Origin of the sequence: Streptomyces sp. NPDC004266 (assembly GCF_042874095.1) — a bacterium.
Lineage (GTDB): Bacteria > Actinomycetota > Actinomycetes > Streptomycetales > Streptomycetaceae > Streptomyces.
In genome coordinates, this window is sequence record NZ_JBIAMM010000002.1 from 330,663 (window position 1) to 355,385 (window position 24,723).

General features: G+C 71.5%; 23 protein-coding genes and 1 pseudogene. 10 read left to right on the top strand and 14 right to left on the bottom strand.

Translation table 11 applies throughout. The features are described from left to right. Nucleotides 1-35: 35 nt before the first annotated feature. The 3 genes from ACFYUZ_RS06265 (at nucleotide 36) to ACFYUZ_RS06275 (ending at nucleotide 3,695) form a co-directional block, all read left to right on the top strand. Nucleotides 36-1,865 (top strand): acyl-CoA dehydrogenase, encoded by a 1,830-nt coding sequence (locus ACFYUZ_RS06265; protein ID WP_389306700.1) that lies wholly within the window; start codon nucleotides 36-38, stop codon nucleotides 1,863-1,865. A 138-nt stretch (nucleotides 1,866-2,003) separates the two neighbouring features. Beyond that, complete coding sequence (locus tag ACFYUZ_RS06270; protein WP_389306702.1) at nucleotides 2,004-3,311, top strand: M18 family aminopeptidase; 1,308 nt, start codon at nucleotides 2,004-2,006, stop codon at nucleotides 3,309-3,311. A gap of 60 nt (nucleotides 3,312-3,371) precedes the next feature. Beyond that, the gene (locus ACFYUZ_RS06275; RefSeq protein ID WP_389306703.1) at nucleotides 3,372-3,695 is read left to right on the top strand and encodes a hypothetical protein; all 324 of its coding nucleotides are present in this window, start codon (nucleotides 3,372-3,374) and stop codon (nucleotides 3,693-3,695) included. Here the strand turns inward: ACFYUZ_RS06275 and ACFYUZ_RS06280 are convergent, their stop codons facing one another. Continuing rightward, nucleotides 3,696-5,504: an NHL domain-containing thioredoxin family protein gene (locus ACFYUZ_RS06280; RefSeq protein WP_389306704.1), complete on the bottom strand. Its 1,809-nt coding sequence runs from the start codon at nucleotides 5,502-5,504 to the stop codon at nucleotides 3,696-3,698. It lies immediately after the preceding gene. Nucleotides 5,505-5,578: 74 nt separating this feature from the next. Between ACFYUZ_RS06280 and ACFYUZ_RS06285 the strand changes: the two genes are divergently transcribed. Beyond that, nucleotides 5,579-6,295 carry a hypothetical protein gene (locus tag ACFYUZ_RS06285; RefSeq protein WP_389306705.1) on the top strand — a complete coding sequence of 239 codons (717 nt, stop codon included), beginning with the start codon at nucleotides 5,579-5,581 and terminating at the stop codon, nucleotides 6,293-6,295. A 5-nt stretch (nucleotides 6,296-6,300) separates the two neighbouring features. Here ACFYUZ_RS06285 and ACFYUZ_RS06290 read toward each other — a convergent pair whose 3' ends face one another. The 4 genes and pseudogenes from ACFYUZ_RS06290 to ACFYUZ_RS06305 all read right to left on the bottom strand — a co-directional run bounded on the left by ACFYUZ_RS06290 (nucleotide 6,301) and on the right by ACFYUZ_RS06305 (nucleotide 9,359). Then, nucleotides 6,301-6,531: a hypothetical protein gene (locus ACFYUZ_RS06290; protein ID WP_031155825.1), complete on the bottom strand. Its 231-nt coding sequence runs from the start codon at nucleotides 6,529-6,531 to the stop codon at nucleotides 6,301-6,303. Between the two features lie 286 nt (nucleotides 6,532-6,817). Next, nucleotides 6,818-7,270, bottom strand: a pseudogene (locus ACFYUZ_RS06295) (Scr1 family TA system antitoxin-like transcriptional regulator); the annotation flags it as partial. A gap of 349 nt (nucleotides 7,271-7,619) precedes the next feature. Next, nucleotides 7,620-9,170, bottom strand: coding sequence for a recombinase family protein (locus ACFYUZ_RS06300; protein ID WP_389306706.1), 1,551 nt, complete (start codon nucleotides 9,168-9,170; stop codon nucleotides 7,620-7,622). A gap of 42 nt (nucleotides 9,171-9,212) precedes the next feature. Then, a complete protein-coding gene (locus ACFYUZ_RS06305; protein ID WP_389307037.1) occupies nucleotides 9,213-9,359 on the bottom strand; it encodes a hypothetical protein in 147 nt (48 codons plus the stop codon). A gap of 142 nt (nucleotides 9,360-9,501) precedes the next feature. Here ACFYUZ_RS06305 and ACFYUZ_RS06310 point away from each other — a divergent pair, with 142 nt between their 5' ends. The 3 genes from ACFYUZ_RS06310 to ACFYUZ_RS06320 are packed head-to-tail and all read left to right on the top strand — an operon-like array spanning nucleotide 9,502 to nucleotide 12,300. Continuing rightward, nucleotides 9,502-11,025 (top strand): hypothetical protein, encoded by a 1,524-nt coding sequence (locus ACFYUZ_RS06310; protein ID WP_389306707.1) that lies wholly within the window; start codon nucleotides 9,502-9,504, stop codon nucleotides 11,023-11,025. Between the two features lie 2 nt (nucleotides 11,026-11,027). Continuing rightward, nucleotides 11,028-11,777 (top strand): hypothetical protein, encoded by a 750-nt coding sequence (locus tag ACFYUZ_RS06315; protein ID WP_389306708.1) that lies wholly within the window; start codon nucleotides 11,028-11,030, stop codon nucleotides 11,775-11,777. A gap of 31 nt (nucleotides 11,778-11,808) precedes the next feature. After that, on the top strand, nucleotides 11,809-12,300 hold the full coding sequence (locus ACFYUZ_RS06320) for an LURP-one-related/scramblase family protein (RefSeq protein ID WP_389306709.1): 492 nt from the start codon (nucleotides 11,809-11,811) through the stop codon (nucleotides 12,298-12,300). Here the strand turns inward: ACFYUZ_RS06320 and ACFYUZ_RS06325 are convergent. Further along, entirely contained in the window at nucleotides 12,297-13,493 is a 1,197-nt protein-coding gene (locus ACFYUZ_RS06325; protein ID WP_389306710.1) for a trans-sulfuration enzyme family protein, read from the bottom strand. The genes ACFYUZ_RS06320 and ACFYUZ_RS06325 overlap by 4 nt on opposite strands. 163 nt (nucleotides 13,494-13,656) lie before the next feature. Between ACFYUZ_RS06325 and ACFYUZ_RS06330 the strand changes: the two genes are divergently transcribed. Next, nucleotides 13,657-14,253 (top strand): hypothetical protein, encoded by a 597-nt coding sequence (locus ACFYUZ_RS06330; protein WP_389306711.1) that lies wholly within the window; start codon nucleotides 13,657-13,659, stop codon nucleotides 14,251-14,253. A gap of 97 nt (nucleotides 14,254-14,350) precedes the next feature. Here the strand turns inward: ACFYUZ_RS06330 and ACFYUZ_RS06335 are convergent, their stop codons facing one another. Then, on the bottom strand, nucleotides 14,351-15,475 hold the full coding sequence (locus ACFYUZ_RS06335; RefSeq protein ID WP_389306712.1) for an SMI1/KNR4 family protein: 1,125 nt from the start codon (nucleotides 15,473-15,475) through the stop codon (nucleotides 14,351-14,353). Between the two features lie 157 nt (nucleotides 15,476-15,632). Continuing rightward, on the bottom strand, nucleotides 15,633-16,436 hold the full coding sequence (locus tag ACFYUZ_RS06340) for a carbon-nitrogen family hydrolase (RefSeq protein WP_389306713.1): 804 nt from the start codon (nucleotides 16,434-16,436) through the stop codon (nucleotides 15,633-15,635). Between the two features lie 155 nt (nucleotides 16,437-16,591). On the opposite strand from ACFYUZ_RS06340, the gene ACFYUZ_RS06345 reads away from it, so the two are divergent. After that, nucleotides 16,592-17,419: a maleylpyruvate isomerase family mycothiol-dependent enzyme gene (locus tag ACFYUZ_RS06345; protein WP_389306714.1), complete on the top strand. Its 828-nt coding sequence runs from the start codon at nucleotides 16,592-16,594 to the stop codon at nucleotides 17,417-17,419. Nucleotides 17,420-17,501: 82 nt separating this feature from the next. Here ACFYUZ_RS06345 and ACFYUZ_RS06350 read toward each other — a convergent pair whose 3' ends face one another. The 6 genes from ACFYUZ_RS06350 to pdhA all read right to left on the bottom strand — a co-directional run bounded on the left by ACFYUZ_RS06350 (nucleotide 17,502) and on the right by pdhA (nucleotide 23,670). Further along, nucleotides 17,502-18,797 (bottom strand): nitrate/nitrite transporter, encoded by a 1,296-nt coding sequence (locus tag ACFYUZ_RS06350; protein WP_389306716.1) that lies wholly within the window; start codon nucleotides 18,795-18,797, stop codon nucleotides 17,502-17,504. Continuing rightward, nucleotides 18,794-19,468 (bottom strand): GntR family transcriptional regulator, encoded by a 675-nt coding sequence (locus tag ACFYUZ_RS06355; RefSeq protein ID WP_389306718.1) that lies wholly within the window; start codon nucleotides 19,466-19,468, stop codon nucleotides 18,794-18,796. The genes ACFYUZ_RS06350 and ACFYUZ_RS06355 overlap by 4 nt, the downstream gene beginning before the upstream one ends. A 70-nt stretch (nucleotides 19,469-19,538) precedes the next feature. Beyond that, nucleotides 19,539-20,009 (bottom strand): hypothetical protein, encoded by a 471-nt coding sequence (locus ACFYUZ_RS06360; protein ID WP_389306719.1) that lies wholly within the window; start codon nucleotides 20,007-20,009, stop codon nucleotides 19,539-19,541. 73 nt (nucleotides 20,010-20,082) lie between these two features. Beyond that, complete coding sequence (locus ACFYUZ_RS06365; protein ID WP_389307021.1) at nucleotides 20,083-21,471, bottom strand: dihydrolipoamide acetyltransferase family protein; 1,389 nt, start codon at nucleotides 21,469-21,471, stop codon at nucleotides 20,083-20,085. Nucleotides 21,472-21,502: 31 nt separating this feature from the next. Further along, nucleotides 21,503-22,483, bottom strand: a complete 981-nt coding sequence (locus tag ACFYUZ_RS06370) for an alpha-ketoacid dehydrogenase subunit beta (RefSeq protein WP_093875189.1) — start codon at nucleotides 22,481-22,483, stop codon at nucleotides 21,503-21,505. A 2-nt stretch (nucleotides 22,484-22,485) separates the two neighbouring features. Then, complete coding sequence (pdhA, locus tag ACFYUZ_RS06375) at nucleotides 22,486-23,670, bottom strand: pyruvate dehydrogenase (acetyl-transferring) E1 component subunit alpha (RefSeq protein ID WP_389306721.1); 1,185 nt, start codon at nucleotides 23,668-23,670, stop codon at nucleotides 22,486-22,488. A gap of 338 nt (nucleotides 23,671-24,008) precedes the next feature. Between pdhA and ACFYUZ_RS06380 the strand changes: the two genes are divergently transcribed. Continuing rightward, entirely contained in the window at nucleotides 24,009-24,668 is a 660-nt protein-coding gene (locus tag ACFYUZ_RS06380; protein ID WP_389306722.1) for a response regulator, read from the top strand. The last annotated feature ends 55 nt before the right edge of the window (nucleotides 24,669-24,723 follow it).

The window sequence follows — 24,723 nt, forward strand, 5'->3', positions numbered from 1 at the left end:
CATCCGCCTCCCCGAGCCTTTACGGAGCCGTCGCCATGGGGCACTACAAGTCGAATCTCCGCGACATCGAGTTCAACCTCTTCGAGGTCCTCGGCCGCGACAAGGTGTACGGCACCGGGCCGTTCGAGGAGATGGACGTCGAGACCGCCAAGAGCATCCTCGACGAGATCCGCCGTCTCGCCGAGAACGAGCTCGCGGAGTCCTTCGCCGACGCCGACCGCAACCCGCCGGTCTTCGACCCGGAGACCAACACCGCGCCCGTCCCCGCCACCTTCAAGAAGTCGTACAACGCCTTCATGGAGTCCGAGTACTGGCGCCTGGGCATCCCGGAGGAGATCGGCGGCACCGTCTCCCCCCGCTCCCTGATCTGGGCCTACGCGGAGCTGCTCCTCGGCTCGAACCCGGCCATCTGGATGTACTCCTCCGGCCCGGCCTTCGCCGGCATCCTCTACAACGAGGGCAACGAGGCGCAGAAGAAGGTCGCGCAGATCGCCGTCGAGAAGCGCTGGGGCTCCACCATGGTCCTCACCGAGCCCGACGCGGGCTCGGACGTCGGCGCCGGCCGCACCAAGGCCATCCAGCAGGAGGACGGCTCCTGGCACATCGAGGGCGTCAAGCGCTTCATCACCTCCGGTGAGCACGACATGGAGGAGAACATCCTCCACTACGTCCTCGCCCGCCCCGAGGGCGCCGGCCCCGGCACCAAGGGCCTGAGCCTCTTCCTCGTCCCGAAGTACGAGTTCGACTGGGAGACCGGCGAGCTGGGCGCGCGCAACGGCGTCTACGCCACCAACGTCGAGCACAAGATGGGCCTCAAGGCGTCCAACACCTGCGAGATGACCTTCGGCGACCAGCACCCCGCCAAGGGCTGGCTGATCGGCGACAAGCACGACGGCATCCGCCAGATGTTCCTCATCATCGAGTTCGCCCGCATGATGGTCGGCACGAAGGCGATCTCCACCCTCTCCACGGGCTACCTCAACGCCCTGGAGTACGCCAAGGAGCGCGTCCAGGGCACCGACCTGGCCAACTTCATGGACAAGGCCGCGCCCAAGGTCACCATCACGCACCACCCCGACGTCCGCCGCTCGCTGATGACGCAGAAGGCGTACGCCGAGGGCATGCGCTCCCTCGTCCTCTACACGGCCTCCGTGCAGGACGAGATCGCGATCAAGGAGGCGGCCGGCGAGGACGCCAAGGCCCTGCACGGCCTGAACGACCTGCTCCTGCCGATCGTGAAGGGCTACGGCTCCGAGAAGGGCTACGAGCAGCTCGCGCAGTCGCTCCAGACCTTCGGCGGCTCCGGCTTCCTCCAGGAGTACCCGATCGAGCAGTACATCCGGGACGCCAAGATCGACACCCTCTACGAGGGCACCACGGCCATCCAGGGCCAGGACTTCTTCTTCCGCAAGATCGTCCGCGACCAGGGCGCCTCCCTGAACGCGCTGTCCGAGGAGATCAAGAAGTTCCTCGCGGTCGGCACCGGCGGCGAGGAGCTGGCCGGCGCCCGCGACGCGCTCGCCAAGGCCGCCGTCGACCTGGAGGCCATCGTCGGCAAGATGATCACCGACCTCACCGCCACCGGCGAGGACGTCAAGAACATCTACAAGGTCGGCCTCAACACCACCCGCCTGCTGCTCGCCTCCGGCGACGTCGTCGTCGGCTACCTGCTCCTCAAGGGTGCGGCCGTCGCCGCCGAGAAGCTGGCCGAGGGCGCCACCGGCAAGGACGTCGCGTTCTACCAGGGCAAGATCGCGGCCGCGAAGTTCTTCGCCGCCAACGTCCTGCCCGGCGTCTCCGCCGAGCGCGCGCTGGCCGAGGCCGTCGACGGCTCGCTGATGGACCTGGACGAGGCCGCGTTCTAGGACGCGCCTCGCTCCGACCGAACGGCCCGTCCCCGGGGAGGGGGGCGGGCCGTTCTCTCTGCCCGGGGCCGGTCCGGCCCCGGTGCGCCATTTCCGGGGCCCCGTATTCGAAATCCGGTTCCTGCGTAAGGTGAGCCCATGAGCAGCGCAGCTTCCCGTCCCACCGCCGGCCCCTTCGACCGCGGCCACACCGACGACCTCATGGCCTTCCTGACGGCTTCCCCCTCGCCGTACCACGCGGTGGCGAACGCCGCCTCGCGGCTCGAGAAGGCCGGCTTCCGCAAGGTGGAGGAGACCGCGGCCTGGGACGGGACCAGCGGCGGGAAGTACGTGGTCCGCGGCGGCGCGATCATCGCCTGGTACGTGCCTGCGGGCGCCACCGCCCACACCCCGTACCGGATCGTCGGCGCCCACACCGACTCCCCCAACCTGCGCGTCAAGCCGCAGCCCGACATGGGCGCCCAGGGCTGGCGGCAGATCGCCGTCGAGATCTACGGCGGGACCCTGCTCAACACCTGGCTCGACCGCGACCTCGGCCTCGCCGGCCGCCTCACCCTCCGCGACGGCAGCCACCACCTCGTCAACGTCGACCGGCCGCTGCTGCGCGTCCCGCAGCTCGCCATCCACCTCGACCGCCAGGTCAACGACGGGCTCAAGCTCGACCGCCAGCGCCACATGCAGCCCATCTGGGGCATCGGGCAGGTCCACGAGGGCGACCTGATCGAGTTCGTCGCCGCCGAGGCCGGCGTCGATGCCGAGGACGTCAGCGGCTGGGACCTCATGGTCCACGCCGTCGACGCCCCCGCCTACCTCGGCCGCGACCGCGAGCTCCTCGCCGGCCCGCGCATGGACAACCTCCTCTCCGTCCACGCCGGCGTCGCCGCGCTCGCCTCCCTCGCGGGCCGCGACGACCTCCCGTACATCCCGGTCCTCGCCGCCTTCGACCACGAGGAGAACGGCTCCGAGGCCGACACCGGCGCCCAGGGCCCCCTCCTCGGCAACGTCCTGGAGCGCTCGGTCTACGCCCGCGGCGGCTCCTACGAGGACCGGGCACGCGCCTTCGCCGGCACGATCTGCCTCTCCTCCGACACCGGCCACGCCGTCCACCCCAACTACACGGAGCGCCACGACCCGACGCACCACCCGCGCGTCAACGGCGGCCCGATCCTCAAGGTGAACGTCAACCAGCGGTACGCCACCGACGGCAGCGGCCGCGCGGTCTTCGCCGCCGCCTGCGAGAAGGCGGGGGTGCCCTGGCAGTCCTTCGTCTCCAACAACGACATGCCCTGCGGCACCACGATCGGCCCGATCACGGCCGCCCGGCACGGCATCTCGACCGTCGACATCGGCGTCGCGATCCTCTCCATGCACAGCGCCCGCGAACTCTGCGGCGCGGACGACCCGTACCTCCTCGCGAACGCCCTGGTGGCCTTCCTGGAGGGCTGAGCCTCCGCATCGGCTCCGGCGAAACATCCGCGAAAGGCCGCGCCGGGCAGGGTCGTCCTCATGCATCGTCATGAGGGCCCGCCCCGGGGCAAGTCCGCCGCCGTCCTGGCCGCCGCCGTCGTGCTCGCCACGGCGGCGGGCGGAGCCGTGATCGCGCGGTACGACGGACGGCCCCCGTGGGGCACGGACATCGCCTACGAGGGCGGATACCTCCAGGCCGTCCGGATCGTGAAGTGGCGCCCCCTGCGCGAGGGCGAGTGCGCCGACATGGAGCGCCAGGGGATGGGCGGCGAGCGGGCCGCGCACGATCCGGCGGCGTGGGTGGAGGGGTGCCTGGACGGGGCCGCGGGGCGCCCGTCCAGGAACCAGGGGATCGTCCGCTGACTAGCCGTCCATGCCGGCGAGGATCAGCGGCAGCCGGGCGACGCCCTCGGCCGTGACCTTCACCGGGACGCCCCAGTCCTGCTGGTGGACGTGGCAGGCCGGGTACTCGTTGGCCGGGTCGTCGTCGCAGGAAGCGGCCATCGCGGACACGTGCAGCACGCCCTCGGTGACCTCCGGGTTCAGGTCCAGCTCCCGGAAGAGGTCCGTCCCGGTTCCCTCGCCGCCGAGCAGCAGCTCCGGCGGGGTCGAGGAGACCAGGAGGCGGGTCGAGGGACCGTACCGCTCGTCCAGCTTCTGCCCGGTCGGTGCCTGGAAGACGACGTCGAGGCGGAGCCGGCCCGGGGCGACCTCGGTGGCCTCGCGCTGCGTCCGGTAGGCGGCGGACTCGACCTGGACGGCCTCCTCCGGCAGCCGCAGCCGGGTCAGCCGGTGCCGGGCCGACTCGACGACCACGATGTCGCCGCCGACGAGGACCGCGTCGCTGGGCTCGCGCAGATCGGTGGCGAGGGTCGTGACCTCGCCGGTGGCGGGGTCGAAGCGGCGCAGGGCGTGGTTGTACGTGTCGGAGACGGCGACCGAGCCGTCGGGCAGCGCGGTCACGCCCAGCGGGTGCTGGAAGAGCGCCTGGCCGGCGGCGCCGTCACGGTGACCGAAGTCGAAGAGGCCGGTGCCGACCGCCGTGTGCACGACGCCCTCGGTGTCGATCCAGCGCACCGCGCTGGTCTCGGAGTCGGCGATCCACAGCCGGTCCTCGGTGGCCGCGAGCCCGGAGGGCTGCGCGAACCAGGCCTCGGCGGCGGGCCCGTCGACGAGCCCCTCGTTCGTCGTCCCGGCCGCGACCCCGACGGTCCCGCTCTCCGGGTCGTACGTCCACAGCTGGTGCACACCGGCCATGGCGATCCACACCTTGCCCTGCCACCACGCGACGTCCCACGGCGAGGACAGGTCGACCTCGAGGGCGGGGCCGGAGGTCGGGGACCCCTGCCACCACTGCCTCCCGGTGCCCGCGACGAGCTCGATCGCCCCGCTCTCCGGGTCGTACGTGCGCAGGGCGTGGTTCACGGTGTCGGCGACGACGACCTTGCCGCCGGGAAGCAGCGCGAGCCCCTGGGGCTCCCGGAAGACGCCCTCCCCGATCCGCCGCACCACGGTCTCCCCGTCCTCGGCGAGCTCGACGAGCTGGTGCCGGGTGGTGTCGGAGACGAGGAAGTTCCCGGACGGCAGCGTGACGGCCTTCCCGGGGAAGCGCAGGTCGGTCGCGACCGGCTCGGGCGCCACGTAGGGCCCGTCGCCGCGCCGCAGCGTCCCCTTGGCCTCGTGCTCGGCCTCCAGCTCCTCGACGAGCGTCCGGATCGCGTTGGCGTGCCCCTCGCCGGCGTGCTGGGCGACGACGTACCCCTCGGGGTCGATCACGACGAGCGTCGGCCACGCCCGCACGGCGTACTGCTTCCAGGTCGCGAGCTCCGGGTCGTCGAGCACCGGGTGGTGCACCTCGTACCGCTCGACGGCGTCGACGACGGCCTGGTGCTCGGCCTCGTGCACGAACTTCGGCGAGTGCACGCCGACGATCACGAGCGTGTCGCGGTGCTTCTCCTCCAGGTCCCGCAGTTCGTCGAGGACGTGCAGGCAGTTCACGCAGCAGAAGGTCCAGAAATCTACAACAACACACTTACCTCGCAGGTCGGCGAGGGTGAGCTCTTTGCCTCCGGTATTGAGCCAGCCGCCCTTGCCGATCAGCTCGGGGGCACGGACACGGGCACGGCGGCGGGGCGCAGGCGCGGGGGTGGGCGCCGGGGCAGCATCGTTCATCCTTCAAGCTTGCCACCCTGGTATGAACGTCGGATCACACGCGTACGGCAGGACCTACGACAGGGGGCCGAAGGTTGGCTACGGACGAGGACGAGAAGACTGCCGGCGAGACGGCGCGGACGGTTCAGGGGTTCCTGGCGCTGCCGGGGCCGGTGGAGGACCGTAGGGAGGTGTTCGCCAGATGCGTGGCGGAGGTCGTCCGGGTCCTCGGGCTCGATGTCGCTCCGGAGCCGCAGCCCGACGATCCACGAACCTGGGTGAACCATGCTCGGACGGCGCTGTACAAGGCCTGCCGCCGGGAGCTGATCCTTTCCGAGGAGTCCTTCCAGACGCTGATCAAGGCAGCCGTCTACGACCCCGACCCGAGCTTCAACCGCCATTTCCTCGAGCCCGCGCTGAACGCGTTCGGGCACAGGCGGGTCCAGGCCTCGCTGCTTGGATACCTGCGGGCCGGCACGGACCTCGAGCGGGCGGGCGCAGCGAATGCCTGGTACTGGTCGGCTCTACCCCTGCGCATGCCCACCGTACGGGCGGAGCACCCCGCAGCCACCGGTCCGGCGGAACCCGACGACGCCGCAACCGTGAGGGCCGAGTGGTACGAAACCGCGCTGCGCGAGTTCGTGAGCAACGAGCACCTGGACGTCCGGCGCTGCATCCTGCCGGGCCTGCCGCTCCGGAAGTCGGCTTATCCGCCGGCACTGCACGATCTCGTGGACGCGGCCGTGGCGATAGCCCGGTCCCATCCGGACGAGTACCTCCGCCACCGCGTGGAACACCAGGTCGGTGACTGACGCCCTCACTGGGCGCGCTCAACCACGGCGATTTCCGAGAACTCCCGCAGGAAGGTCATGTGACCGGTCCGGCCCGTGTGCTCGATGCACATATCCGTACACACGTCGGCGTTCCCGGTAGGCGCGGCAGTCCAGCGGCAGTCCGGGTTCAGGCACCGCGCTGTGGCCGTCGTCTCCGCCGAAGGGTGGCGGTGCATGACGTAGCTGACATACCGGAGCACGGCTCTCACGGTCATGCCGCTTCCTTGGGGTGCGGGTGGTTCCGGAGCTCCACGTTGCAATCGCTGACCGTGGAGTGGTCGCCCCGGAGACGGGCTTCCCGGCGCTGTGCGGCCAGGGCGGCGCAGACCCCGCAGCTGGCCACCGGTACGGGCTCCGGGTCTGTTCGCAACGGCAGCTCTACCGGGGATTGCGCATACGTGATCGCCTTCACGGCCCCGCTCCTCGTGTCGTCCGTGTAGCGACCACGCTAGGAACGCCGGAGCTGCAACTCCCAGAAGATCGCACGAGGTTGCACAGTCGTCACCTGAGCGACTGAATGGCGCTCGTGATCAGCGTGCGGGCCTTCACTCCATAGACGGCCATGTCGGCCAGTTCGGTAAAGGTGTCCGCGTACGCGGCAACCTCGCTCGGCTGGGTCAGTGTGAGGTAACCGGAGACAAGCTCAACGTTGACCTGTCCGGTGCCGAAGATCCAGAACCCTTCCACCGGCATCCGGGACCGGTCAGTCCGGCTGGGAACGACGCCCAGGCTGACGCTGGGCAGGGAGCCGATGGTGAGGAGGTGCCTGAGCTGTTCCTCTTGCACGTCCGTCCCACCGAGCCCGTTCCGCAAGACCGATTCCTCAACCAGAAACGCAAACCGCCGGTCGCCCTCGTAGAGGACGCGCTGACGCTCCATGCGCACGGCCACCGCGTCGGCGACGTCGTCCACCTCCACGCGCCTGCGCTGGACGGCCCGCAAGACCGCGAGGGTGACGAGCGCGGGGTCTCAGGGATGTTGAAGTGCCCGCCGTGCGGTTTCACAGGGCTTCAGCGGCCCTCAAGGGCGTTAACCGGGTCGTTCGCGAACCTTTAGTGGCACGTGTTCCCAGGCCAAGGCGCATACGGCCCCCAAAAAGCGGCACACCCAGGTCGTGTTCTCCGAGCTGGGGCCGGGGCCGCTGCGAGGGCTTCGCCTGAACTTTGCACATCCCGAGTGACGAAGTGACGGAATGACGATTACTTCTGATCCACTCATAGAAACAACAACACTTCTATAAGGGGTAACCGGGCGAGAGCGTCATTCCGTCACTTCGTCACGCCTGCGCGCTGCCGACGGGCGCTTAAGCGGGGGTTTCGATTTCCACCAGCTTCGCCCAACGGATCTGGATGCGTTGCTCGGGGATGATCCGCTGACCGCGCACTCCCTTGCTCACCTCAACCCGGTCTATGGCGAGCGACAACCGACTGCGCCGGTCTTCGTTCGTCGCATCAGCCCATGCCTCACGCAAGGTGAGGCCGTCGAGCATCGGTGACACGTCCACGGATGGCATGGGGAGCTTGTTCAGATCGGCGCGAAGCCCCTGGATACGCCCCCTCAGGCGCTCTGAAAGCCGGTTGTAGCGCTCCACAGCTGCGGCGCCGCTGAACTCACCACGCACGTATCGCGCATCTTCCAGATCAGCCAGGCGTGCTTCCTCGTCCTGGATCTCCGCAGTGAGGGCATCACGTTTCGCGAAGGTCTCCGGGTCCACACGGTGCACCCAGCGATCTGCGATCGCGACAAGCAGCGGGTCGTCCGGTTCGAGCGCCGGCAGCTTGGTGAGGAACTGTTCCGTCACGTACTGGTCCACCGCCTCAGCCAACGCCGACGCCCCGATGCACTGGTTGCCCGCGCGGCGGGCCATGCACTGATAGCTGCCACCCACACGGTGCATCCGGCGGCCGCAGCCAGGAACCGCGCAGAAGACGAGTCCCGTGAGCAGCGCCGTCCCTTCCGGCTTCGGTCGCCGCTTTCCTGCGTGCACGAACGTTCTCGACTCCAGCGTGCGGATGATCTGTTCGCGCTCTCCGACCGTGATGATCCCCTCGCCGATCTCGACAGTGTCCAGTGTCTCGGGATCGCGGTACGGGAAAACCCTGCCCGTGTACTTCCGCTCGCCGTCATCCGTCTCGACGCTCTCGGTCTCCGGCATCAGGCCGGCGAATGCAGGGGAACGAAGGAGCTGCATGATGCTGGCCGCGTTCCACTGCCCGCCCCTGGGCGAGAGGATCTCGTACTCGTTGAGGCGTCGGGCGATCTTGACCAACGATGTCCCGGCGAGGGCTTCATCCGCGATCAGGCGGGCATAGACGGCGTGCTCCGGGTCATGGACGAGCTTCTTGGTCTTCGGGTCGATGAGCAGCCCGTACGGAGGCTGTCCGCCGATCCACTGCCCCTTGCTGCGGAGGTAGCGCTTCGCGTGCCCGACACGCGTCCCGAGATTCTTCGACTCGGACCGGGCCAGCTCAGCGAGCATCGCGACCACCGTGCGCGCCGAGTCGTTCGAGGTGTCGAGGCCGTCCACGACTGAGACGAGACGGCCGCCGACCTTCTCAATGTCGTCCAGCACCTTGCCCACCTGGCCGATGCCTTTGCGGGACAGGCGGTCCAGTTTCCAGACGATCAGCGTGCCGACGACGCCCGCCGTGACGGCCGCCAGCGCGGCGTCGAAGCCCTTGCGCTCAACGGTCTTGTAGCCGGAGCGCCCTCTGTCTATGTGGACCTTGCGGACGGTCAGTCCGTTGCGTTCGGCCCAGGCACGGCAGTCGGCTTCCTGCCGTTCGATTGCGGTCTTGCCGTCCCGGTCGAGGGACAGGCGGAGGTAGAGATCACAGATCGTGTCTTGGTGCACACACTCAGTGTGGCGAAGAGTTCGGTGCTCTGTTGTCTATTTTCAGAAGTCGAGCAGAACGATCTTTCCTCGCAGGTCGGCGAGGGTCAGTTGTTCTCCACCCGTGTTGAGCCAGCCGCCCTTGCCGATCAGCTCGGGGGCGCGGACACGGGCACGGCGGGGCGCGGGGGTGTGCGCGGAGTCGTTCATGGTTCAAGGGTGCCGTACGGGTGGAAAACGGGGGCCGGGTGGGGGGCCGGGGCGTGTCCCGGGTGCGGGTGGGCCGGGGGCGGGCGGTGGCATGGGGCGCATGACGCGCGCGGGCAGATCATCGGACTATTACGGCCGCCGGGTGAGCGGGGGACTGCTGACGGCGGTGCTGCTCGCGCTGCCCGGAGCCGCCGCACTGCCCGGAGCCGCCGCGTGGGCCGGTGGGGCCGGGGACGGGGCCCTGCGGATGACCGTCACCGTGAACGAGCGCTCCGACAGCGCGGTGCGCCCGCCGGCGGTACGGGTCGGGGCGCGGATCGTGAAGCGGTACCGCCTGGTGAACCGGGGCGAGGCGCATCTGTACGGGGTGCGGGTCGTCGACCCGGGCGCGCCCGACGGGGCCGTACGGTGCCCCCGGCAGCCGCTCGCCGCGCTCGGGGAGACGGAGTGCGTCGCCCGTTTCCGCGCCCTGCCCGGCGCGCACCTCGCCACCGCGCGGGCCGAGGGTGACGTCCCGTCCCTCGGCCGACGGATCGGCGCGACCGCCCGCTCCGGGTACGTCGGCGTCGCCGGAGGCCTCGTGCTCACCGAGCGGGTCGCGGTCCGGGACGGCCGGGCCGCCGTCACGTACACCGTGGCCAACCGGGGCAACCAGACCCTCCACGCCGTACGCGTCGAGGACACCGCCCTGCGGCTCGGCCCCGGCGCCGTCGACTGCGGCGGGCGCGCCGGGACCGTGCCCCTGCTCCTCCCGGGCGCCTCGGTCCGCTGCACGGCCACCGTCCGGCGCCCGCCCGGCACCCACCGCAGCACCGGACTCGCCACCGGCAGCGACCGGGTCCCGACCCTCGACGCCGGGGGCTCCCTCGTGCCCGCACCGACGCTCACCGCCCGCTCCTCCACCGCTTTCACCGTCCTTTCGCCGACACCGGGGGCGGTGGGCGGTGGGGGGAGCGGGGGGAGTGGAGGCGGCGGGGGGAGTGGGGGGAGTGGAGCGGGCGGGGGGAGTGCGAGGAGTGGGGTGGGGGGTCCGGCGGGGGCCTCTGGGGCTGCGGGAACCTCTGGGGTGGCCGGGGCTTCTGGAGGGGCCGGTGCTTCTGGAGGAGCTGGGGATTCTGGAGGGGCGGGGGCTTCTGGAGGGGCCGGGTCGGCGGCCGGGGCCGCCGGCGCCGGGGCTGCTGGTGCCGCCGGGGCCGCCGGGGTTCCTGGCGCCGGCGCCGGCGCCGGGACCGCAGGTGTCGCCGGTGCACCGGGAGCCCCTGCGGTTCCAGGGGCTCCGGGGGCTCTAGGGACTCTGGGGACTCCAGGGGCTCCGGCGCCCCCAGGTGCCGTTTCCGGAGGTGTGGCTCAGGCCGTGCCTCCCGCCGCTCCGCCCGCCCTCCCCCCGTCCGTACCGCGAACCGCCCCGACCCGTGTCCCGCCGGCACCGGCCCGTACCGCCGCCGCCGTCCCCGTGGCCCCGCCCCGGGACGTGCCGGAGACGGTGCCCCCGACCGGCGACAGGCAGCGGCAGCGGGCCGAGGCCGTGCCGGACGACGAGGGGCTGCCGGGGCGGTTGCGGCGTCGGGCGCGGGAGGCGCACGAGTTCGGGGTCGTGGCGATGCTGCTGCTCCTCCTGATCCCGGCGGCCCTCGCGGCCGCCCTGCTCGGCAGCCGGGTGAAGTGACCGTGGCCCTGTTCGAGACGCTCGTCGTCGTCCTCGGGGTCGCGTTCGTCTCCGCCCTCGCCGTCTTCGCCAAGACCAGGTTCTTCCCGGGCGGCGAGGACGAGGAACCGCGCGAGGACGTCGCCGAGTACATCGCCATGATGGTCTCGGTCCTCTACGCCGTGGTGCTGGGCCTCTGTCTGGTGTCCGTCTGGGACACCCGTTCCGACGCCGCCGACAACGTCCAGGCCGAGGCCAGCGCCCTGCACCAGACGTATCTCCTCGCGGACGCGTTGCCCGCCGCCCAGCGGCAGCCCCTGAGGGAGGCGGCCCGTGCGTACGCCGACCACGTCGTCGGCGTGGAATGGCCGAGGATGGCGGAGCGCGAACAGCTCGACCCGTCCGGCTGGCGGCTGCTCGACCGGCTCCGGAGGGCCGGCGAGGTCGGGGACTCGGCCGAGGTGCCGGAGCAGATCGCGGCCCAGGAGGTCCTGGCCCAGCTCGGCTACATCGACGACGCGCGGCGGGGCCGGGAGGCGGCGGCACAGGAGCGGCTCTCCCCCGTGCTGTGGACGGGGCTGCTGATCGGCGGTGCGCTGACGCTGGCGTTCATGTTCCTCTTCGGGATCAGGAGGAGCGTGACGCACGTGGTGATGGTGATGGGGCTCTCCGGGTTCATCGCCTTCACCGTGCTGCTGATCCATCAGCTCGACGCGCCGTTCGGCGAGATGCTCGGCGCGTCTCCGGAGCCGTTCACCCGCTACTTCGGGTGAGAAACGCCCCTGGCCGGGCACACATAGGCGCGTGAAATATCTCGTACGGGACAAACTCTTCGCGATCGGCGACGACTACTGGATCGAGGACGAGCAGGGCCGCCACGCCTTCCTCGTCGACGGCAAGGCCCTGCGGCTGCGCGACACCCTGGAGTTGAAGGCCCCCGACGGGCAGGTCCTCGTCACCCTGCGGCAGAAGATGTTCAGCCTGCGGGACGCGATGACGATCGAGCGGGGCGACCGTCCGCTCGCGACCGTCCGCCGCAAGCGGCTCTCCCTGCTCCGGAACCACTACCGGGTGATGCTCGTCGACGGGACCGAACTGGACGTCAGCGGCCGGATCCTGGACCGGGAGTTCACCGTCGAGTACGAGGGTGAACTCCTGGCCCACATCTCCCGGCAGTGGTTCCACGTCCGCGACACGTACGCGGTGAACGTGGTCCGCGAGGACGCGGACGCGGCGCTGCAGATCGCGGTCGCCGTGTGCGTCATCCGGATGGCGGAGCGGGAACGGGAGGACTAGGCGGCCTTCCCCAGCGCCTGCTCCAGGTCCGTCCAGAGGTCCTCGACGTGCTCGATGCCGACCGAGAGCCGCACCGTGCCGGCGCCGATGCCGGCCGCGGCGAGCGCCGTCGCGTCGAGCTGGTGGTGGGAGGTGGACGCCGGGTGCATGACCAGCGTCTTCACGTCGCCGAGGGAGACGCTCAGGGAGGCGAGCCGTACCGCCTCGACGAAGGTGCGGCCCGCCTCCCGGCCGCCCGCGAGGTCGACCGAGACCACCCCGCCGCCGCCGGCGGGCAGCAGGCGTGCGGCGATCGCCCGGTCCGGGTGGCTGGCGAGGGCCGGGTGGCGGACGGCCCGGACCGCCGGGTGGGTTTCGAGCCGGGCGGCGAGTTCGGCGGCGCTCGCGCACTGGCGCTCCATGCGCAGGGAGAGGGTCTGCATGCCGCGCAGGGTGAGCCAGGCGGCGAACGGGTCGGTGGACGCGCCCTGTTCGACGGAGTGGTGGCGGACCCTGCCGTACAGCTCGGGGTCCTTGAAGACGGCGACGCCGCCGAGGACGTCCGCGTGCCCGGCCAGGTACTTGGTGGCGGAGTGGACGACGATGTCGGCGCCGTGGTCGAGGGGGCGGCAGAGCAGCGGGGAGGCGAAGGTGTTGTCGACGGCGACGGGGACCCCGGCCTCGGCGGCGACGGCGGCGAGCGCGGGGACGTCGGCGACGCGGGTGGTGGGGTTGGCGATGGTCTCCAGGTAGAGGAGCCGGGTCTCGGGGCGCAGGGCCGCCCGCACCTCCTCCGGGTCGTCGCCGGAGACGTACGTGACGTGGACGCCCCAGCGGGCGGCGAGGTCGGTGAGGACGGCGTACGTGCCGCCGTACAGGCAGGTCTGGGCGATGACGTGGTCGCCGCCGGAGAGCAGGCCGAAGAGGACGGCGTTGACGGCGCCCATGCCGGAGGCGAAGGACCGGGCGGCGACCCCGCCCTCCAGGCGGGCGACGGCGTCCTCCAGGGTGCGGACGGTGGGGTTGCCGAGGCGGGAGTAAAGGAAGGCGTCCGGCGAGGTGAACCCCTCGGCGAGGGCGTCGGCCGAGTCGAAGGCGAAGACGTGGCCCTGGTGCAGGGGCACGCCCAGGGGCCTGCTGCCCGTGATCTCGACGTGCGGCGGGTGGACGGTGAGGGTCTCGGGGCGGGGGGACACGGGTTCGGCGTGGGTCATGAACTCAGTCTGCGCAAAGGCCGTTCGGCTTCCCAGGTCCAATCCTCGCGGATTGGTCACGGCCTTGCGTGCCGTGGGTCGCCACGGAACCATGCGCGGGAGGAGGGCCGTGCCGCGCGCACGGCCGGGACCGAGCCGGAGCCGGAGAGAGATGCACACCCGGGTGACACCGTTCGACCTGCGGGCGTGGCGGGAGGGGGACCGGCACGACCACCGGGCCGGCTGGAAGGGGGTCTCGCCGGAGTTCGGCGAGATCACGCTGACCTGTCCCCTTCCCCGCACCTCTCCCGATTCGATCGTCTCGGAGGTGCGCGGCGGCCTCCTGCCGACCGCCTCCTTCGAGGCGCGCGGGGCACACGTCGAGGGGATCCGGCTGCCGACCCTCAACCGCTTCACGCTGCGGGTCGGCGACCGGGTGGTGTACGTGACGCGGAACCGTTTCGGCGTCACGTCGGAGCAGCGGTCCCTGGCGATGCGGTACGCGGGCGACCACTACCGGCTCGCCGCCCTCGACAGGCACGGCTACGTCCTGACCCGCGCCGCCGACGACGAGGACCCCGGCGTCACGATCACCGTCCGCGGGACCGGCCGTGGCAAGGGCCGCAGGCTCTCCGTGCACGTCGGTGGGCGTGCCGAGGGCGGGGATCTCGCCCTCGGCCTGGTCTTCGCCGGTGTCGACCGCTCCGCCCTGACGCGGATCGGCGCGGTGAGGGCGGGGCTCTCCCGGGCCGCCCACTTCTGGACCGAGGCCTCCTACTGAGGCCGTCCGTCGGGCCCTGGTCGTCGGTCGGGTTCTGGTCCGTCGGGCCCTGGTCCGTGGGGCCCTGGTCCGTGGGGCCCTGGTCGTCGGTCGGGATCTAGTCGTCCGCCGGGCCGTACGGATCGAAGTCGATGACGTCCAGCGGGTCCTCATGGGGGCGTACGAGGCCGGGGAGGCCTTCCGTGCGGAGTTCGCCGCGCAGCCAGGCGAGCAGGGTCTCGGTGAGGGTGCCGGTGAGCGGCGGGCCCTGGTCGGCGTGGCGCGGGATGACGATCAGGGGCCAGTCGTCGGGGGTGTCGCCCTCGGTGAGCCAGCACAGCTGGTCGCCGTCGACGGTGTCGGCGAAGGGCAGGAAGCCGCCCGGTTCGGGCCAGACGGCCAGCGGGTGGTACTGGGGGTGGTTCGCGCGCAGGCCGCGGTAGGCGTCGCCGTACCACTCCTCCGTGCCCGCCAGGTCGTAGTGCCCGGTGCCCAGCGGGACGCTGAAGCGGAGCCACTGGCACCACTCCCCGCCGCCGTACGTCTCCATCAGGCGGACGTACTCGGTGGGGAGGCGGGTGCCGAGGCGCTCGTGCAGCCACTCCCAGCTCTGCTCGCCGAGGTACGGATCGGCGGGCGGCGGGATCAGGGCGGTGAGGGTGCCGAGGCCGGTGCCGGCGGCGAGCGCCGCGCGCTGCTCGGGGGTCGGTTCGGGGCGGCGGGGCGGCGGGGTCCAGGCGGACGGTCCGCCGCCGGCGAGGCCGCTGCGGGCGAGGACCGGGCGCAGGCCGTCTGCGACGAATCCGGCGAGGGTGGGCAGGAGGGTGGTGCCGGGGCGGAGCCAGGGGTCCTTGCCTGCGTTCGCGAGGTCCTGCACGTGGACGACGACGGGCCATCGGTCCGGGTCGTCGGAGGCGGTGGTGTCCCAGTACAGGGTGTCGGCCATGCGGGTGGCGCCGAAGGGGAGGACGCCGGGGGCGTCCCGGCGGCCCTCCTCGACGAAGCGGCCGTAGTCGAAGAGCTCCGCGTCGCCGGCGAACGGGGTGTGGAGCCAGAGCCGTTCGCCGATGTCGAGCGGGCCGTAGGCGGTGGCCACGGCCTTGTAGTCGGCGGGCAGGGGCAGCCCCAGCCATTCCTCGACCGCCTCCCAGTCGACGGGCGGGGCCGGGGCGGCGGGCGGCTCGGGCGGAGGTCCGAAGAGCCCGGCGAAGGCGGCGACGGCCGCCTTCTCCTGGTCGTTCACGAGGTGCCTCTCGAAGAAGGCCCGGCCCCCCGGCGGGCGGCCTCGCGGGAGGCCGTCCCGGCCGGGGCCCGGGCGCGGCGGGTGCACGTCCCGGGCCCGGCGGGCGGGCCTGACGGGAGGCCGCCGGGCCGGGGCCCGGGCGCGGCGGGTGTGCTTCTCAGGCCCGGCGGTTGCGTGGCGTCGCGACTCCGAGCACCCGGTCCTTGAGCGCGGGGAACTCCTCGCGGGTCGTCCGGACCTTCGCCGGGTCGAGGACGACCCGCAGGATCTCCTCGTCCGGACCGGCCTCCGCGAGGGTCTCGCCCCAGGGGTCGACGACGATCGAGTGCCCGGCCTGCTCCACGCCCGCGTGGGTGCCTGCGGTGCCGCAGGCGAGGACGTACGCCTGGTTCTCGACGGCCCGGGCCCGGGCCAGGAGGGTCCAGTGGGCCCGTCGGCGGGCGGGCCAGCCGGCCGGGACGACGAAGGCCTGGGCGCCCGCGTCGACGAGGCCGCGGAAGAGTTCGGGGAAGCGCAGGTCGTAGCAGGTGCCGACGCCGACGGTGAGGTGCGGCAGGTCGACGGTGACGAGGTCCTCCCCGGCGGCCATCAGCACGGCCTCGCCCTTGTCGAAGCCGAAGCGGTGGATCTTCCGGTAGGAGGCGACGAGTTCGCCGTCGGGGGAGAGGACGAGCGAGGTGTTGTAGAGGGCGCCGCCCTCCGCCTCGACGAAGGAGCCGGCGTGCAGCCAGACCCCGGCGTCACGGGCGGCCTCCGCCATCGCCCGGTGGGTGGGGCCGTTCAAGGGCTCGGACTCGGCGGCGAAGAGGTCGGACGCGAAGGCTCCGACGGTCCACAGTTCCGGCAGGACCACGAGGTCTGCGTGGCCGGATTCCTCCCGTACGAGACGCGACGCACGGGCGCGACGGGCATCGACCGGTTCGTCCGGGTCTACCGCGATCTGGATCAGCGAGGCGCGCACACTACCACCGTCCTGGCATTCGAGCCGTCAACACCGGCCTACGATCGTCACACGAAAGCACTGCCGGGGTGCCTTCGGGCAGCGTAACTTAGCGTCCGAGCCTCCCACCCAGTCGTGTTTTCAGCCCGCGCACCGAAGAACCGCCGAGGGGTCCCGTGACCGTCCATCCCAGCCTCCAGAACTACGCCGACGCCTGGACCCATTCCATCGAGGCGATAGCCGAGCTGGTGCAGCCGCTCGTGGAGGGCGAGTGGAACCGGCCGACCCCGTGCATCGGCTGGTCGGTGCGGGACATCGTCTCCCATGTGATCGGCATGGAGACGGAGATGCTCGGCGATCCGCGGCCGATCCACTCCCTGCCCCGCGACCTGTACCACGTGCGCAGTGACTTCGCCCGCTACATGGAGGTCCAGGTCGATGTGCGGCGGCACCACACCTCCCCGGAGATGACCTCGGAGCTGGAGTACATCCTCATCCGGCGGGCCCGTCAGCTCCGCAACGAGAACCGCTCCCCCGAGCATCTGATACGCGCCCCCCTCGGCGCCGAGTGGACCCTCGAACGGGCCTACCGGGACCGTGCCTTCGACGTGTGGGTGCACGAGCAGGACCTGCGGACGGCGCTGGGCGTGCCGGGGAACCTGGACTCGGCCGGGGCGCTCGTGGCCCGGGACGTGCTCCTGGAGGCGCTGCCGGACGTGGTCGCCAAGGACGCGGGGGCGCCCCCGTCCTCGGCGGTGGTGCTCGACGTGACCGGTCCGGTGGAGTTCCTGCGGACGGTGCGGGTGGACGCGGAGGGCCGCGGTTCGATCGACGGCGCGCCGTCGCTGGGCCCCGCGGTGACGCTGGCGACGGACTGGGAGACGTTCGTCCGCCTCGCCTGCGGCCGGGTCCGGCCGGCCGAGGTGGCCGACCGGGTCAAGACCGAGGGCGACGCGGACCTGGCGGCGGCGATCCTGGACAACTTCGCGGTGACGCCCCGATAGGCCGCGGCGCTCTCCACGCGTGGATCGCGGCGGTTTCCCTCCGTGGACCCCGGCGCTCTCCACGCATGGATCGCGGCGGTGTCTACACGGGCACGTGCACGGCCTCGACGCGGCTGGCGACGAGCCGTTCCCGTTCCCTGCGGTGGGTGCGGGCCTTGAGGCGGAGGATCTGCACGACGCCGAGCGCCTCCAGGACGAAGACCGAGGAGAACGCGATCCGGTAGTCGTCGCCGGTCGCGTCGAGCAGCACGCCGACGGCGAGCAGCGTCGTCATCGAGGCGACGAAACCGCCCATGTTGACGATGCCCGAGGCGGTGCCCTGACGCTCCGGCGGGTTGGCCGGGCGGGCGAAGTCGAAGCCGATCATCGAGGCCGGTCCGCAGGCTCCGAGGACCAGGCAGAGGGTGACGAGCAGCCACATCGGCGCGTGGTCGCCGGGGTACGCGAGGGTCGTGCCCCACAGCAGGGCGGTGGCCGCGACCGTGCCGAGGGCGAGCGGGGCGCGGGCCGCGTGGTGGCGGGCGATGATCTGCCCGTACGCGAGGCCGACGGCCATGTTCGACAGCACGACCAGGGTGAGCAGCGTGCCGGCGGTGGACCGGGAGAGGCCCTGCGCCTCGACGAGGAACGGCAGGCCCCAGAGCAGCAGGAACACCATGGCGGGGAACTGGGTGGTGAAGTGCACCCACATGCCGAGCCGGGTGCCGGGCTCCCGCCAGGACTCGGCGATCTGGCGGCGGACGAAGGCGGCACCCGCGTGGCGGGCGGGCTCCGGTGCGTGCCCCTCGGGGTGGTCCTTGAGGAAGAGCAGCAGCAGGACGAGGACGACGACGCCGGCGAGGGAGCTGCCGACGAAGGTGGTCGTCCAGCCGAGGCCGTGCAGGGCGCGGGCGATGAGGACGGTGGAGACGAGGTTGCCGGCCATGCCGAAGAGGGCGGCGACCTGGCCGATGAGCGGGCCCCGGCGGGCGGGGAACCAGCGGCTGCCGAGCCGCAGGACGCTGATGAAGGTCATGGCGTCGCCGCAGCCGAGGAGGGCGCGGGAGGCGAGCGCCGTGCCGTACGAGGGGGAGAGCGCGAAGCCCAGCTGGCCGACGGTGAAGAGCACGACGCCGAGGGCCAGGACCTTCTTGGTGCCGAGCCGGTCGACCATGAGGCCGACGGGTATCTGCATGCCGGCGTAGACGAGCAGCTGGAGGATGGAGAAGGTGGAGAGCGCCGAGGCGTTGACGTCGAAGCGGTCGGCGGCGTCGAGGCCGGCGACGCCCAGGGACGTGCGGAAGATGACGGCGACGAAGTAGACGGCGACGCCGACGCCCCAGACGAGGGCGGCCCGGCGGCCGCCGGGCGGATCGTCGGGCAGGCTGACCGGACTCATCGGGCCTCACCCCGGACCAGGACCTTGACCCAGCTGAGGTGCTGGCGGACGCAGTGCGCGGCGCCCTCGACGTCGCCGGCCTTGACGCGGTCGAGGATCTCGGCGTGCTCGGCGATGTTCTTGGCGACACGGTCGGGCTGGGACTGCATCACGGCGACGCCCATGCGGAGCTGGCGGTCGCGGAGCTGGTCGTAGAGGCGGACGAGGATCTGGTTGCCGGCGTGCTTGACGATCTCGGCGTGGAAGCAGCGGTCGGTGACGGCGACCTCGGCGAGGTCACCGGCCTCGGCGTGCCGCTTCTGCTCCTCCAGGAGCTCTTCGAGGCGGGCGATCAGGGAGGCGGACGCGGGCACGGCCCGGCGGACGGCGAACTCCTCGACGAGCAGCCGGGTCTCGACGACATCGGCGATCTCCTGCGCGGAGACGGCGAGGACGAGCGCCCCCTTCTTCGGGTAGAGCTTCAGCAGCCCTTCCATCTCCAGCTTGAGCAGCGCCTCGCGGACGGGGGTCCTGGACACCCCGACGGCCTGGGCGAGTTCGCCTTCGGTGAGGAGGGTTCCCCCCTCGTAGCGCCGGTCGAGTACGGCCTGCTTGACGTGCATGTAGACGCGGTCGGCAGCGGGGGGCTGCTTGGTGGGCAGGGGGGCGGGACCGGCTGGCGCTGATGGCATGCGCACAGCATAGATACAACAGGGGTGCAACAGACAGCCGCGTCCGCATCATGGACTGCTTACCGGAGCCTCATCGGAGCCGGTACCCGTAGTAGTCCTCGCCGCCGACGAGGACGGAGGTGAAGTGCACGGGGAGGCCGTCGGGCCGGCGCGGGACCTCCTGGGAGGTACGGCGGGTGAAGCCGAGCGAGAGGCCGGGGACGAACGGGTCCTCGCCGTCGGCGTCGTGCGCCGAAAGGCCCTTCAGCAGCTCGTCGGCGGGCGTACGGAACACGTCGACACCCGCCAGGAGCACCCGGGTCGAGCTCTCCCGCCGCTCCCCCGGCCACCACAGCTCGACGGCCGTGACGGTGTTCTCCTCTTCCAGGAGGACCTCGACGCCGACGCGGTCGCAGGCGGTCGAGACGGTCACCGGGACGCGGTTCGGCCGGGTGCGCACGCGGGGTTCGCCCCAGGGGGAGACGGCGGCGACCGCCTCGTCGAGGGACATGCCGAGGCGTACGGGTCCGGCGCCGCGCGGCGGTTCGAGGCGGAGGTCCATGCCCTCAACCCAAACATCCGGTGGCGGCTGGTGCCACCACCGGATGTTTCACGTGAAACGGTCACATGGGGCGTCACGCCCAGGTGATGAGCCTCTTCGGGTTCTCCAGGATCGCGGCGACGTCCGCCAGGAACTTGGAGCCGAGCTCGCCGTCGACCAGGCGGTGGTCGAAGGAGAGGGCCAGCGTGGTGACCTGGCGCGGCTTCACCTTGCCCTTGTGGACCCACGGCTGGAGCTTGATCGCACCGACCGCGAGGATCGCGGACTCGCCGGGGTTCAGGATCGGCGTACCGGTGTCGACGCCGAAGACGCCGACGTTGGTGATGGTGAAGGTGCCGCCCTGCATCGCCGCCGGGGTCGTCTTGCCCTCACGGGCGGTGGCGACGAGCTCGCTCAGGGACTGCGAGAGCTCGGGCAGGGTCTGGGCGTGCGCGTCCTTGATGTTCGGCACGATCAGACCGCGCGGGGTGGCCGCGGCGATGCCCAGGTTCACGTAGTGCTTGAGGACGATCTCCTGCGCCGCCTCGTCCCAGGCCGCGTTGATCTCCGGGTTGCGCCTGACCGCCACCAGGACGGCCTTGGCGATGATGAGGAGCGGGTTGACCCGCAGGCCCGCCATGTCCTTGTCGGACTTGAGCTCCTCGACCAGCTTCATCGTGCGCGTGATGTCGAAGGTCACGAACTCGGTGACGTGCGGGGCGGTGAAGGCCGAACCGACCATCGCCGCCGCCGTGGCCTTCCGCACGCCCTTGATGGGCACACGGGTCTCCCGGGCGTCGGACGCCGCGGCCGGCGCGGCGGCGGGCGCCGCGACCGGGGCCGGTGCCGCCACCGGCGCGGGAGCCTCGACGACCGGGGCGGGCGCCGGAGCGGCCGCCGCGTGGACGTCCTCCCGGGTGATGATCCCGTCCGGGCCGGTCGGGGTGACCGTCGCCAGGTCGACGCCGAGGTCCTTGGCGAGCTTGCGCACCGGCGGCTTGGCCAGCGGGCGGCCGGTCACGGGACCGTGGCCGTTCAGCTGCTCGGGGACCACCGGGGCGGGCGCGGCGACCTCGGCCGCCTGGGCCGGGGCGCCCGGCGTCGCCTTGCGGGCGCGCCGCTTGGTCGAGCTCGCGGCCACGCCGTAGCCGACGAGGACCGGCTGACGGCCCTCCGACTGGGCGGTCTCCGGCTCGGCCACCGGCTCCTGGACGGGAGCGGCCGCCACGGCCGGGGCCGCCGGGGCCTCGGGCTCGGCGCCACCGCCCACGTTCACCGAGATGATGACCTGGCCGACGTCGACCGTGGTGCCCTCGGGGAAGAGGAGCTCGTGGACCGTCCCGTCGAAGGGAATCGGCAGCTCGACGGCGGCCTTGGCCGTCTCGACCTCGATCACGACCTGGCCGTCGGTGACGGTGTCACCGGGCTGGACGTACCACTTGAGGATCTCGGCCTCGGTCAGGCCCTCGCCCACGTCGGGCATCTTGAATTCGCGGATCGTCACGGTGCTCTCCTCAGTACGCCAGCGAGCGGTCGACGGCGTCGAGCACGCGGTCCAGGCCCGGCAGGTACTCCTCCTCCAGGCGCGCCGGCGGGTACGGCGCGTGGTAGCCGCCGACCCGCAGGACGGGGGCTTCCAGGTGGTAGAAGCAGCGCTCGGTGATCCGGGCGGCGATTTCCGCGCCGGAGCCGAAGAACACCGGCGCCTCGTGGACGACGACCAGGCGGCGGGTCTTCTCGACCGAGGCCTGGATGGTGTCGAAGTCGAGGGGGGAGATCGAGCGCAGGTCCACGACCTCGATCGACTTGCCCTCCTCGGCGGCGGCCGCGGCAGCCTCCAGGCAGGTCTTCACCATCGGGCCGTAGGCGACGAGGGTGAGGTCCGTGCCCTCGCGGGCGACCCGGGCCTTGTGCAGCTCGCCGGGGATGGCCTCGGTGTCGACCTCGCCCTTGTCCCAGTAGCGGCGCTTGGGCTCGAAGAAGATGACCGGGTCGTCGCTCTGGATCGCCTGCTGGAGCATCCAGTACGCGTCGGAGGAGTTCGCCGGGGTGACGACCTTGAGGCCCGCGACGTGCGCGAAGAGCGACTCGGGGGACTCGGAGTGGTGCTCGACGGCGCCGATGCCGCCGCCGTACGGGATCCGGATGACGACCGGCATCTTCACGGTGCCGAGCGAACGGGCCCGCATCTTCGCCAGCTGCGTGACGATCTGGTCGTACGCCGGGAAGACGAAGCCGTCGAACTGGATCTCCACGACCGGCCGGTAGCCGCGCAGGGCGAGACCGATGGCGGTGCCGACGATGCCGGACTCGGCGAGCGGGGTGTCGACGACCCGGTCCTCGCCGAAGTCCTTCTGCAGACCGTCGGTGATCCGGAAGACACCGCCGAGCTTGCCGACGTCCAGGCCCATGATGACGACCTTGGGGTCGGTCTCCAGGGCCTTGCGCAGCGACTCGTTGAGCGCCTTCGCCAGGGGAAGCTTCTGAACAGCCATGATTACTCGGCCTCTCCGCCCGTGAAGGACTCCTGGTAGGCGGCGAACTGCGCGCGCTCCTCGTCGACGAGCGCGTGCCCGTCCGCGTAGGTGTGGTCGAACATCGCCATGTGGTCCGGGACGGGCATGGCGCGGACGACCTCGCGGACGTTCTTGCCGAGGGCCTCGCTCTCCGCTTCCAGCTCCTCGAAGAAGGCCGCGTCGGCGTGGCCCTCGTTCTCCAGGTACGCCTTCAGGCGGAGGATCGGGTCCTTGGCCTCCCACGCCTCGCGCTCCGCGTCGCGGCGGTAGCGCGTCGGGTCGTCGGAGGTGGTGTGGGCGGCCATGCGGTAGGTGAAGGCCTCGACCAGGGTCGGGCCCTCGCCGCGGCGGGCGCGCTCCAGGGCCGCCCTGGTCACGGCGAGGCAGGCGAGGACGTCGTTGCCGTCGACGCGGACGCCGGGGAAGCCGAAGCCGCGGGCGCGCTGGTAGAGCGGGACACGGGTCTGCTTCTCGATGGGCTCGGAAATGGCCCACTGGTTGTTCTGGCAGAAGAACACGACCGGAGCGTTGTAGACCGCGGAGAAGACGAACGACTCGTTGACGTCGCCCTGGCTGGAGGCGCCGTCACCGAAGTAGGCGAGCACGGCGGAGTCCGCGCCGTCCTTGGCGATGCCCATGGCATAGCCGGTGGCGTGCAGGGTCTGCGAGCCGAGGACGATCGTGTACAGGTGGAAATTGTTGCTGTTGGGGTCCCAGCCGCCGTTGTTCACACCGCGGAACATTCCCAGCAGGTTCGTCGGGTCGACCCCGCGGCACCAGGCGACGCCGTGCTCGCGATAGGTCGGGAAGACGTAGTCGTCATCGCGCAGGGCCCGGCCCGAACCGATCTGGGCGGCCTCCTGGCCGAGCAGCGAGGCCCACAGGCCCAGCTCGCCCTGACGCTGCAGGGCGGTCGCCTCGGCGTCGAAGCGTCGGGTGAGGACCATGTCGCGGTACAGACCGCGCAGTTCCTCGGCGCTCAGATCGATGTCGTAGTCGGGGTGCTGGACGCGCTCCCCCTCGGGCGTCAGCAGCTGAACGAGCTCGGGCTCCGAGGCCGTGGCGGCCGTCGCCTTCTTGGTGGTGCTCGTGCTCGCGCTTGCGGTGCGCTTGGTGCCGCTGCTGCGTCGCGTCGTCTTGCGCGCGGCAGTGCTCTCCACGGTCACGTGCGTGCTCCTCCGTCGGTCCGGCCCCCGGGTTCGCCGGTGAGGCCAGTGCGGCTCCGCCTTGTCCGTACCTTCGCACGGGGTGGGTGCGACGCGGCCGGAGTCGGGCGTGAAAGGTGCCCCGGCGAGCGCCGTCATAGGCACGTTACCCATTACGCGGCATTCCCGCGAAACCCCACTTGACCTGCGATTTTGCTTGGATTTCCAAGTAAATCGAGAAAAGGGGGACTCATCCCTGGTCAGAGCATGGACAACGGCCCGACGCCGTCGTCGGAACACCCGGCACGTTATCCCGCGCACCCCGGGCGCCGGAAGACCCAATATGTGAGACTGACCGCGTGCGCGAAGATGGAAAAATCCGGGTATTTCTGCTGGACGACCATGAAGTCGTCCGGCGCGGCGTCCACGAGCTGCTCTCCGTGGAGGACGACATCGAGGTGGTCGGCGAGGCCGGGACGGCGGCGGACGCGCTGGTCAGGATCCCCGCGACCCGCCCGGACGTCGCCGTGCTCGACGTCCGGCTGCCCGACGGCAGCGGGGTGGAGGTGTGCCGGGAGATCCGCTCGCGGGACGAGTCGATCAACTGCCTGATGCTGACCTCGTACGCGGACGACGAGGCGCTCTTCGACGCGATCATGGCCGGGGCCTCGGGCTACGTCCTCAAGGCGATCCGGGGCAACGAGCTGCTGAACGCCGTGCGGGACGTCGCGGCCGGCAGGTCCCTGCTGGACCCGGTGGCCACCGCCCGGGTCCTGGAGCGGCTGCGCGACGGCAACAGCCCGAAGGGCGACGACAGGCTCGCCAACCTGACGGAGCAGGAGCGCAGGATCCTCGACCTGATCGGCGAGGGCCTGACCAACCGGGTCATCGGCGAGCGGCTCCACCTCGCGGAGAAGACCATCAAGAACTACGTCTCCAGCCTGCTGTCGAAGCTGGGCATGGAGCGGCGCTCGCAGGCGGCGGCGTACGTGGCCCGGCTCCAGGCCGAACGTCACTGACGCCCGTCGGCCCGGCCCGCACCAGGGCCGGGGCGGGCCGACGGCCCGTTCTCGG